This window comes from Actinoallomurus oryzae (assembly GCF_039541955.1).
In the GTDB taxonomy this organism is placed as follows: domain Bacteria; phylum Actinomycetota; class Actinomycetes; order Streptosporangiales; family Streptosporangiaceae; genus Actinoallomurus; species Actinoallomurus oryzae.
In genome coordinates, this window is the sequence record NZ_BAABHF010000058.1 from 148,995 (window position 1) to 159,353 (window position 10,359).

At 72.3% G+C, this 10,359-nt stretch carries 9 protein-coding genes; 6 read left to right on the forward strand and 3 right to left on the reverse strand.

From position 1 onward, the window contains the following. Positions 1–13: 13 nt before the first annotated feature. The 4 genes from ABEA10_RS45355 (at position 14) to ABEA10_RS45370 (ending at position 4,950) form a co-directional block, all read left to right on the forward strand. Positions 14–1,027, forward strand: coding sequence for an ABC transporter permease (locus ABEA10_RS45355; RefSeq protein WP_345474904.1), 1,014 nt, complete (start codon positions 14–16; stop codon positions 1,025–1,027). Beyond that, positions 1,024–2,073 carry an ABC transporter ATP-binding protein gene (locus ABEA10_RS45360; protein WP_345474905.1) on the forward strand — a complete coding sequence of 350 codons (1,050 nt, stop codon included), beginning with the start codon at positions 1,024–1,026 and terminating at the stop codon, positions 2,071–2,073. The genes ABEA10_RS45355 and ABEA10_RS45360 overlap by 4 nt, the downstream gene beginning before the upstream one ends. A 20-nt stretch (positions 2,074–2,093) precedes the next feature. Further along, complete coding sequence (locus tag ABEA10_RS45365) at positions 2,094–3,176, forward strand: ABC transporter ATP-binding protein (RefSeq protein ID WP_345474906.1); 1,083 nt, start codon at positions 2,094–2,096, stop codon at positions 3,174–3,176. Positions 3,177–3,261: 85 nt separating this feature from the next. Then, a complete protein-coding gene (locus tag ABEA10_RS45370) occupies positions 3,262–4,950 on the forward strand; it encodes an ABC transporter substrate-binding protein (protein WP_345474907.1) in 1,689 nt (562 codons plus the stop codon). 139 nt (positions 4,951–5,089) lie between these two features. Here ABEA10_RS45370 and ABEA10_RS45375 read toward each other — a convergent pair whose 3' ends face one another. The 3 genes from ABEA10_RS45375 to ABEA10_RS45385 form a co-directional block, all read right to left on the reverse strand. Further along, complete coding sequence (locus tag ABEA10_RS45375; RefSeq protein WP_329234688.1) at positions 5,090–5,767, reverse strand: response regulator transcription factor; 678 nt, start codon at positions 5,765–5,767, stop codon at positions 5,090–5,092. After that, entirely contained in the window at positions 5,764–6,963 is a 1,200-nt protein-coding gene (locus tag ABEA10_RS45380) for a sensor histidine kinase (protein ID WP_345474908.1), read from the reverse strand. Before ABEA10_RS45380 ends, ABEA10_RS45375 begins: the two co-directional genes overlap by 4 nt. Positions 6,964–7,114: 151 nt before the next feature. Further along, entirely contained in the window at positions 7,115–7,942 is an 828-nt protein-coding gene (locus tag ABEA10_RS45385) for a RecB family exonuclease (RefSeq protein ID WP_425551045.1), read from the reverse strand. A gap of 243 nt (positions 7,943–8,185) precedes the next feature. Between ABEA10_RS45385 and ABEA10_RS45390 the strand changes: the two genes are divergently transcribed. Together ABEA10_RS45390 and ABEA10_RS45395 are read left to right on the forward strand one after the other, a co-directional pair. Continuing rightward, entirely contained in the window at positions 8,186–9,322 is a 1,137-nt protein-coding gene (locus tag ABEA10_RS45390; protein WP_345474910.1) for a site-2 protease family protein, read from the forward strand. 80 nt (positions 9,323–9,402) lie between these two features. Continuing rightward, the gene (locus ABEA10_RS45395; protein ID WP_345474911.1) at positions 9,403–10,308 is read left to right on the forward strand and encodes a tRNA (adenine-N1)-methyltransferase; all 906 of its coding nucleotides are present in this window, start codon (positions 9,403–9,405) and stop codon (positions 10,306–10,308) included. Positions 10,309–10,359: the final 51 nt, after the last annotated feature.

Sequence of the window (10,359 nt, forward strand, 5' to 3'; positions counted from 1 at the left end):
GCAGCCAGGGACTGTGGTCAACTTCCTCCTCCGGCGACTGCTCGCCGCCATCGCCCTGCTCATCATCGTGAGCATGGTGACCTTCGCCATCTTCTTCCTCGTCCCGAGGCTGACCGGTGCGAGCAGCGCGGACCTGGCCTCGCGTTACGTGGGTAAGAGCGCGGGCCCCCAGGCGGTCCACGAAGTGGAGATCCGGCTCGGCCTGAACCGGCCGGTGGTGGTCCAGTACTGGGACTTCGTGAAGGGCATCGTCGTCGGGGCGCACTACGACTTCGGCCCCTCGAAGGTGTACTGCGCGCCGCCGTGCTTCGGCTACTCCTTCATCAACCAGACGCCGGTCTGGCCGGACCTGCTCGACCGGCTGCCGGTGACGCTGTCCCTCGCGGGCGGCGCGGCGGTGATCTGGCTGCTGTTCGGCGTGACCACCGGCGTGATCTCCGCGCTCAAGCGGGGCAGCGCGGTCGACCGGGTGTCGATGGGCGTCGCCCTCGCCGGGGTGTCGCTGCCGATCTTCTTCACCGGGCTGCTGTCATTGGCGATCTTCCGGGACCACCTGCAATGGTTCCCCGGCGCCGGCACCTATGTCGGGCTCACCCAGAATCCGGCGACCTGGGCCGCCAACCTCGTGCTGCCATGGGTCACGCTGGCGTTTCTGCAGGGCGCCTTGTACGCGCGGCTGACCCGCGCCGGGATGCTGGAGACGATGGGGGAGGACTACATCCGCACGGCACGCGCCAAGGGCCTGCCCGAACGCGTCGTGATCACGAGACACGCGCTGCGGGCCACCCTGACACCGGTGCTGACCATCTTCGGCATCGACCTGGGCACGCTGCTCGGCGGCGCGGTGCTGACCGAGGGCACCTTCTCCCTGCCGGGGCTCGGCAAGTTCGCGATCGACTCGATCAACAACAACGACCTGCCGCGGGTCCTCGGCGTCGTGATGATCGGAGCGTTCTTCATCGTGATCGCCAACCTCGTCGTGGACATCCTGTACGCGGTGATCGACCCGAGGGTGAGGCTCTCATGACGGAACCGAAGGCGACGGTGGAGGCGCCGCAGGCGTTCCTGGAGGTCCGGGACCTGCGCATTCACTTCCCGACCGACGACGGCCTGGTCCGGTCGGTCGACGGGCTGTCCTTCTCCCTGGAACGCGGCCGTACGCTCGGCATCGTGGGGGAGTCCGGCTCGGGCAAGAGCGTGACCAGCCTCGGCCTGCTGGGCCTGCACAACCGCAAGAACGCCCGGGTCTCCGGCGAGATCTGGCTGGACGGGCAGGAGATCGTCGGCTCGTCGGCCGACCAGGTGCGGCGCATGCGCGGCCGGAAGATGGCGATGATCTTCCAGGACCCGCTGTCGTCGATGCACCCCTTCTACACCATCGGCGCGCAGATCATCGAGGCGTACCGCCTGCACAACGACGTCTCCAAGCAGGTCGCCCGCAAGCACGCCATCGACATGCTCCACCGCGTCGGCATCCCGCAGCCGGACAAGCGGGTCGACGACTACCCGCACCAGTTCTCCGGCGGCATGCGCCAGCGCGCGATGATCGCGATGGCGCTGTCGTGCGACCCGGAGCTGCTCATCGCCGACGAGCCCACGACGGCCCTCGACGTGACCGTGCAGGCGCAGATCCTCGACCTGATCCGCGACCTGCAGCAGGAGTTCAACTCCGCGGTCATCATCATTACGCACGACCTCGGCGTGGTCGCCGAGCTGTCCGACGACATCCTGGTGATGTACGGCGGCCGATGCGTGGAGCACGGCGACGTGGAGGAGATCTTCCACGCGCCGGAGCACCCCTACACCTGGGGCCTGCTCGGCTCGATGCCCCGCCTGGACCGGGACCGTTCCGAGCGGCTCCTGCCGATCAAGGGCAGCCCGCCCAGCCTGATCAACGTGCCGCAGGGCTGCGCGTTCAGCCCCCGCTGCACGTACGCGGAGCTGAACCAGGGGCGCAGCGAGACCGAGCGCCCGGAGCTGCGCGAGGTCTCGCCCGGGCACCGGGTCGCCTGCCACCTGGACCGGCAGGACCGGCGGCGTCTCTGGGACGAAGAGGTACGGCCGAAGCTTTGAACGAGGAGACCGCGGGAGACATGGTGACGACACCTGACACGACGGTGGTGGAGGAGCCGCGGCCGTCGGGCCCGGAGGGTGACGCCCTGCTGGAGGTCAGCGGGCTGCGCAAGCACTTCCCGGTGACGCGCGGCGCGGTCGTCAAACGTCAGGTGGGCGCCGTCAAGGCCGTCGACGGCGTCGACTTCACCGTCCGTACGGGCCAGACTCTGGGCCTGGTGGGGGAGTCCGGCTGCGGCAAGACGACCACCGGCCGCATGATCACCCGCCTGCTGGAGCCCACGGACGGCCGTATCGTCTTCCAGGGCCGCGACATCACCCACGTGTCGCAGGGCGCGATGCGCCCGCTGCGCCGCGACATCCAGATGATCTTCCAGGATCCGTACTCGTCGCTGAACCCGCGCAAGACGGTCGGCTCGATCGTCGGCGCGCCGTTCCACCTGCAGAAGGTGGCGACCGAGGCGGGCGTGAAGAAGGCGGTGCAGGACCTGCTCGACGTGGTGGGCCTCAACCCCGAGCACTACAACCGGTATCCGCACGAGTTCTCCGGCGGGCAGCGGCAGCGCATCGGCATCGCCCGCACGCTCGCGCTGCGGCCGAAGCTCATCGTGGCGGACGAGCCGGTGTCGGCCCTGGACGTCTCGATCCAGGCGCAGGTCGTCAACCTGCTGGAGGACCTGCAGGACGAGTTCGACCTGACGTACGTGGTGATCGCGCACGACCTGTCGGTGGTCCGGCACATCTCCGACCAGGTCGGGGTCATGTACCTGGGCAAGATGGTGGAGCTGGGCGACAACGAGAGCCTGTACAGCGGCCCCATGCACCCGTACACGGTGGCGCTGCTGTCGGCGGTCCCGGTGCCGGACCCGAGCGTCCGCGGCGGACGCGAGCGGATCCGGCTGCAGGGCGACGTGCCCAGCCCCCTGAACCCGCCGCCGGCGTGCCGGTTCCACACTCGCTGCTGGAAGGCCCAGGAGGTGTGCGGCCAGGTGGAGCCGCCGATGGTGGAACTCCGGCCGGGTCACCAGGTCGCCTGCCACTTCCCGGAGAACGCCCCGGCGGACGCCGAGAACCGCGTCGCCAAGGCCGCCGGTATCGCCTGACGCGTCACCGCCCGCATGCCGTGCGTGGTGAACGTCTCACTTCGTGCGCTTGGTGCAATGATGCACTGGTTGCAATGATTTACGGGTGACAGGCAGATTCGCGGCATGCGTGGCGGTGCTCGTGCTCGGCCTGGCCGGGTGCGGCGGCGGGCAGGGCGGCGGGGTCCGGGCGGACACCACGTTCGACCAGGCGTCGACGCGAACCGTGCACCCCTCGTCGAGCCGCGGCGGCACGCTGCGGCTGCTCATGACCGACGCGCCGGTCTCGCTCGACCCCGGCGACCTCGGGTTCGCCTACGGTGCGGACCTGGCACGCCTGTACGCGCGCTCGCTCGTCACCTACGCCCCGGCCCCCGGCGCCGCCGGCCTGCGGCTCGTACCCGACCTGGCCGAAGGGCTCGGCAAGCCCAGTGACGGGGGCCGCACCTGGACCTACCGGCTCCGCCCCGGCCTGACCTACGAGAACGGCCGTGCCGTACGCGCGCAGGACGTCAAGTACGCGGTCGCGCGCAGCAACTACACCGCCGAGCTGAACGACGGCCCGCACGACCTGCGCGACGTCCTGTCCGGAACCTACTGGGGTCCGTACCTCGACGCGGACCTCGACCACTTCACCGGCGTCACGACGCCCGACGACCGCACGGTCGTCTTCCACCTCGGGCACCCGTTCGCCGACTTCGACCACCTGGTGGCGAGCCCGCAGACCGCGCCGGTGCCGCGCGACGCCGACACGAGACGAAAGTATGAGAAGCACCCCCTGTCCACCGGGCCGTACCGCTTCTCCCGCAATGACATCGGCGAGGGCTTCACCCTCGTCCGCAACCCCGAGTGGAAGAACGGCCCCGCCCGCCCGGCGCTGCCCGACCGGATCGAGGTCACCGAGAAGGTGGCCGCCGCCGACGTCGACGCCCGCCTGCTGGGCGGCGGCGCGGACGCCGACCCGACCGGCGCGGGCGTGCTGCCCCGGACCCGCGCGAGCATCCTGGCCTCGCCCGCCGAACGCGCGCGTGCCGACGACCCGCTGACCGGCCTCGTGCGGTACGCCATGCTGCCCCGGGGCGTACGGCCCCTGGACGACGTGCACTGCCGCCGTGCCGTGCAGTACGCCGTCGACCGCGTCGCCGTACGGGCCGCGTACGGCGGCCTCGCCGCCGGCGATGTCGCCACGACCGCGCTGCCCCCCACCGTCATCGGGTACCGCGCCGCGAACCCCTACCCGCACGACCTCGCCCGCGCGCGGCAGGAGCTGCGGGCCTGCGGCCGGCCGGACGGCTTCCACACCGGCCTGGCGGTACGCAGCGACCGGGCCGGGGACGTCGCCGCCGCCGGAGCGCTGAGCCGCGCGCTGGACGCGGTCGGCATCACCGTCCAGGTCACCAGGCTGTCGCCGTTCCAGTGGGGGAGCAGGGCCGGCTCACCCGCGTACGTGCACGCCCACCAGCTGGGCATCGTCCTGGACGCGCAGGCCGCGACGTACCCGACCGGGTACGGCTTCCTGGCACCGATCACCGGCGCGGTCACCAAGACCGCCAATCGCGACATCATGGAGCTGCGCGACCCGCGGCTGAAACGGATCCTCGCCGACGGCCTGAAGACCACCGACCCGGCCCGCCGCGCGAGCGCCTGGGCGGAGGCGGACCGGCAGCTGATGGCGGACGCCGCCCTGGTGCCGCTCCTCGACGAGCGGACCGTGACCTACCGTCCCGACTCGCTGCGTAACGTCTACGTCCACCCGGCCTACGGCATGTACGACCTGGCCGCCCTCGGCCGCTGACCCGCGGGGCCCGCGGCGGAGCCACCACGGGCGGGTCCTCCGCCCCGAGGACGAGAACACCGGCCTCGCCGCGGACCGGGGAACCCGCGGCGCCGGCCAGGTCCGCACGGGCGTCGCGGCGGGCGGCCGGGCCGGGGCGCTACGCCTGGCCGGGCTGGATCAGGCCCGTCTCGTAGGCGAACACCACGGCCTGGACGCGGTCGCGCAGTCCCAGCTTGGCCAGCAGGTTCCCCACATGGGTCTTGATCGTCGTCTCGCTCACCACGAGCTGCGCGGCGATCTCGGCGTTGGACAACCCCCGCGCCACATGCCGCAGCACCTCCAGCTCCCGCTCGGTCAGCATCGCCAGACCCCGCGGCGGCGCCTCCTCCCGTACCGACGGCAGCCGCGTCGCGAACCGGTCCAGGAGCCGCCGCGTCACGCTCGGCGCCACGATCGCGTCCCCGCCCGCGACGATACGGATCGCCGTGACCAGGTCCTCCGGCGGCGCGTCCTTGAGCAGGAACCCGCTCGCCCCGGCCCGTACCGCCTCCACGACGTACTCATCGAGGTCGAACGTGGTCAGGATCAGCACTCGTGGATCGTGCTTGGCCGCCTCCTCGCGGACGATCCGCCGCGTCGCCTCGATGCCGTCCACACCCGGCATCCGGATGTCCATCAGGACCACCTCCGGCAGCAGCGTGCGGGTCAGCTCCACCGCCTGCGCGCCGTCGCCTGCCTCGCCGACGACGGCGATGTCCGCCTCACCCTCCAGGATGAGACGGAACCCGGTGCGCAGCAGCGGCTGGTCATCGACCAGCAGCACCCTGATCGTCACGGAACCTCCAACGGGAATCGGGCGCGGACCTCGAACCCACCGCCCGAACGCGGTCCGATCCGCAGATCGCCACCATAGAGGGCGACCCGCTCACGCATGCCCATCAGCCCATGCCCGTTGCCGCCCCCGCCCGGCCGGCCCAGTCCCGCCACCAGCCCCCGGCCGTCATCCTCCACCTCGATCTCCAACTGACGATCGGCGTACTGGATGCGCACCCACGCCCGCGCCTGCGGCCCGGCGTGCTTCAGGGTGTTCGTCAGCGCCTCCTGCACCAGCCGGAACGCCGCCAGATCCACCCCCGGCGACAGCGACCGGCTCTCACCCTCGATCCACAGCTGGACCTGCAGGCCGGTCTCGCGCAACTGCTCCACCAGGCCGCTCACGTCGTTCACGCCCGGTTGCGGCGACAGCTCGCTGCGCGCCGGCTCCGCCTCGGTGCGCAGCACCCCCACCAGCCGCCGCATCTCCCCGAGCGCCGTACGGCCCATCTGCTCGATCGTGGACAGCGCGTCCTGCACCGCCTCCGGGTCGCGGTGCAGGATCCGCCGCGCCGCACCCGCCTGAACCGTCATCACACTCACATGATGGGCCACCACGTCATGCAGCTCACGGGCGATCCGCGAACGCTCCTCCGCCCGCGCCGCCCGCGAGTCGGCCTCGCGCGCCCGCTCCAGCCGCCGCGCCCGCGCCTCCAGCTCATCCAGGTACGCCCGGCGCAGCCGCAGGCTCCGCCCGATCCACCACCCTCCGGTGAACAGCACCGCGTTGCTCACCGCCTGCCAGAACGTGTGCCCCTGCGCGGCCATCGTGATGAGGTACGTCACCAGCGCCAGCACACCGACCGGCAGGCTCGTGCCCAGCCCGCGGTGCGAGGCCACGGAGTACAGCGCCACCAGGCACGCCAGGCCGGCGCCCAGCGTCGGCACGTAGCCCAGCACCGTCAGCAGGACGTTCCCGGCCAGCGTGAACGCCATCACCGGCACCGGCATGCGCCGGCGCAGCGTCAGCGACATCACCACGACCGACATCAGCACCGCGCACAGCACGTCGGGGTGCTTGCCGGGAAGGTCGCCGTAGGAGTTCTGGAACGCCGCCTCGACCAGGCAGGAGACCGTCAGGAACGCCGAAACGAGCGCATCCGCGACGACTGGACGCGCACCAAGCCACGCACGACGGCTGCGAATCAGCTCGGACACGCCTCAACGTTAGGGGCTCCGGCCCGCCGCGATCCCCTCCTGCACGCGGATCCGCCCTCCTCCGCAGGGAGGAGACCGCCGCCACCGCGGGAAGGAAGCGCGGAGCGACCACCGGGACCACCGGCCCCGCGCGCTCGCTACGGCCGGGCGCTCACAGGTCGTCGCGCTCCGGCCCCAGCGGCTCACCCTCCGCCGCGCTCCCCGCACCCGCGCTCGGCAGCGGCGGCAGCACGCCCCCGAACGACGGGCAGCGCTGCTTGTGGTCGCACCAGTCGCACAGGCGGCTCGTGCGCTCCCGCCACTCACCGGAGTCCATCGCCCGCCGGATCGCCTTCCACAGCGCCTCGACCTTGCGCTCCGTCGCCCGCAGGTCGGCCTCGTCCGGCGCGTACCGCAGGATCTCACCGTTGCCGAGATACATCAGCTGCAGCAGCCGCGGCACCGTGCCGTGCAACCGCCACAGCACCAGCGCGTAGAACTTCATCTGGAACAGCGCGCGCGCCTCGAAGTCGGCTCGCGGCGCCCGCCCGGTCTTGTAGTCGACCACGCGCACCTCACCGGTCGGCGCCACGTCGAGCCGGTCGATGTAGCCCCGCAGCTGCAGCCCCGACTCCAGGACCGTCTCGACGTACAGCTCACGGCTCGCGGGCTCCAGCCGCCGCGGATCCTCCAGCGCGAAGTAACGCTCCACCATCGCGCGCGCCTCGGCCAGCCACTCCTCCCGTGCGCCCTCGACACCGGCGCCGTCCCCGGCCTCCTCGTCGTCGAACAGCGTCGCCAGCTCCGGCTCCTCGGCCAGCAGCCGCTCCCACTCCGGCCCCAGCAACTCCAGCGCCGCCGCCGGTGTCCGCGCCGCCGCCGGCATGTCGAACAGCCGCTCCAGCACCGCGTGCACGAGCGTGCCCCGCACCTGCGCCGCGCTCGGCCGCTCCGGGATACGGTCGATCACCCGGAAGCGGTACAGCAACGGGCACGTCATGAAGTCGCCCGCCCGTGACGGCGACAGCGACCCGACCACCGTTACTCCGCCGGCCGACCCCCCCTCCTCGCCCGCTCCGCCGTCGGTCTCGGTGTTGATCTCGGTGGCCGTCATGCGCGTAACCCTAGGGCAGGCCGACGACAGAACATCGGCGAACCACCACCGCGGCACGACCGTGCCGGGCGCCGCGGCACCATCGCGTCGCGTGCCGTGTCCACGGGCGGTCCACGTAGCATCGGGGGCGTGGCAGACAGCGCGCCCCAGGGCGATCGGTCCGGCCCGGCTCAGCCGGGGATCCTCATGGGACGCCCGTTCGGCATCCCCATCTACGTCTCACGGACCTGGTTCATCGTGGCGATCGTCATCACCGTCATGTTCGAACCCCAGGTCGCCCAGCACGTCCACCGGCCCGTCAGCTACCTCGTGGCCCTCGCCTACGCCGTGCTGCTGTACGCCTCGGTCCTCGTCCACGAGATCGGCCACTCCGTCGTCGCCCGCTGCTTCGGCCTGCCCGTCCGCGCCATCACCCTCCACATCCTCGGCGGCGTCTCCGAGATCGAGGAGGAGCCCCGCACCCCCGGCCGCGAGTTCCTCGTCGCCGCCGCCGGCCCCCTCCTGTCCCTCGGCCTCGCCGTCGGCGGCTACGCCGTGCTCCTCGTCGTGCCCATGCCGGACGTCACCGTCCTGCTCATCGAGGCCCTCACCCTCGCCAACCTCCTCGTCGGCGTGTTCAACCTCCTGCCCGGCCTGCCCCTCGACGGCGGCCGGCTCGTCCGCGCCGCCGTCTGGAAGATCACCGGACGCCGGCGCACCGCCACCGTCGCCGCCGGCTGGGCCGGTCGCGCCGTCGCCGTCGCCGTGCTCGTCCTCGGCGCCGCGCTCTCGGCCACCGGCGGCGGCGACCGCTGGCTCACCGTCATCTGGGCCGCGCTCGTCGCCTCCTTCATCTGGGTCGGCGCCGGCGAGGCCATCCGCGTCGCCCGCGTCCGCGACCGCATCCCGCTCCTCAACGCCCGCGCCCTCGCCCGCCGCGCCGTCCGCGTACCCCAGAACACCCCCCTCGCCGAGGCCGTACGGCGTGCCCAGGAGGCCGGCGCCGGCGCCATCGTCGTCGTCGACCACGACGACGACCCCATCGGCATCGTCAGCGAGACCGCCGTCGCCGCCACGCCCGAGCAGCGGCGGCCCTGGGTCGACACCGCCGCCCTCACCCGCACGCTCGACCCCGGGATGGTCCTGCCCGCCGACATCGCCGGCGAGGACCTCGTCGCCGCCGTCAACCGCGCGCCCGCCTCCGAGTACCTCCTGGTCGAGCCGACCGGCGAGATGTACGGCGTGCTCGTCGCCCAGGACCTCGCCAAGACCTTCACCCGGGCCTGACGGAGGCCGCGCCACGGGCCGGGGCGCCCAGGCCCGGTGCCGGGGTCCGGGCGCCTCCCGGACCTCGGTAGCCTTGAGCCATGACCGAACCGATCGCCGGCTCCGCCATGCCCGCAGCCCCGCACGGGCCGTTCCGCCCCGGCGACAGGGTTCAGCTCACCGACCCCAAAGGGCGGGTCAACACGGTCACCCTCCAGCCCGGCAAGCTCTACCACAGCCACAAGGGCGCCATCCCGCACGACGACATCATCGGCAGCCCGGAGGGCAGCGTCTTCCGCTCCACCGGCGGCACCGAATACCTCGCCTTCCGGCCGCTCCTCGCCGACTACGCGCTCCGCATGCCCCGCGGCGCCGCCGTCGTCTACCCCAAGGACGCCGCCCAGATCGTCACCATGGCCGACATCTTCCCCGGCGCCCGCGTCGTCGAGGCCGGCGCCGGCTCCGGCGCGCTGACCTGCTGGCTCCTGCGCGCCGTCGGCGAACACGGCCTGGTCTCCTCCTACGAACGCCGCGAGGACTTCGCCGAGATCGCCCGCACCAACGTCGAGACCTACTTCGGCGGCCCGCACCCCGCCTGGCGCCTCACCCTCGGCTCCCTCGAAGACGCCCTCACCGACACCGACGTCGACCGCGTCGTCCTCGACATGCTCGCCCCCTGGGAATGCGTCGACGCCGTCGCCAAGGCCCTCGTCCCCGGCGGCCTCGTCTGCGCCTACGTCGCCACCACCACCCAGCTGTCCCGCGTCGTGGAGAGCCTGCGCGAGCACGGAGCCTTCGCCGAGCCGTACGCCTTCGAGACCCTCCTGCGCTCCTGGCACGTCGAAGGCCTCGCCGTACGTCCCGACCACCGCATGGTCGGCCACACCGGCTTCCTCGCCACCGCGCGCCGCCTCGCCGACGGCGTACGGCCCCCGGTGCGCCGTCGCCGGCCCGCCAAGGGCGCCCAGACCGCCGAGGCCCCCGCACCACCCGCACCGCTCGACTGACAGTGAGGATGTAGGTGAGCGCCTCCCGGTGGGGTCTGGCCCATCGACTGA

Coding starts and splice junctions, on each gene's coding strand:
- ABEA10_RS45360 (WP_345474905.1), top strand. CDS start 1,024: ATGACGGAACCGAAGGCGACGGTGGAGGCGCCGCAGGCGTTCCTGGAG.
- ABEA10_RS45365 (WP_345474906.1), top strand. CDS start 2,094: ATGGTGACGACACCTGACACGACGGTGGTGGAGGAGCCGCGGCCGTCG.
- ABEA10_RS45385 (WP_425551045.1), bottom strand. CDS start 7,942: ATGACGTGCCCGTTGCTGTACCGCTTCCGGGTGATCGACCGTATCCCG.
- ABEA10_RS45395 (WP_345474911.1), top strand. CDS start 9,403: ATGACCGAACCGATCGCCGGCTCCGCCATGCCCGCAGCCCCGCACGGG.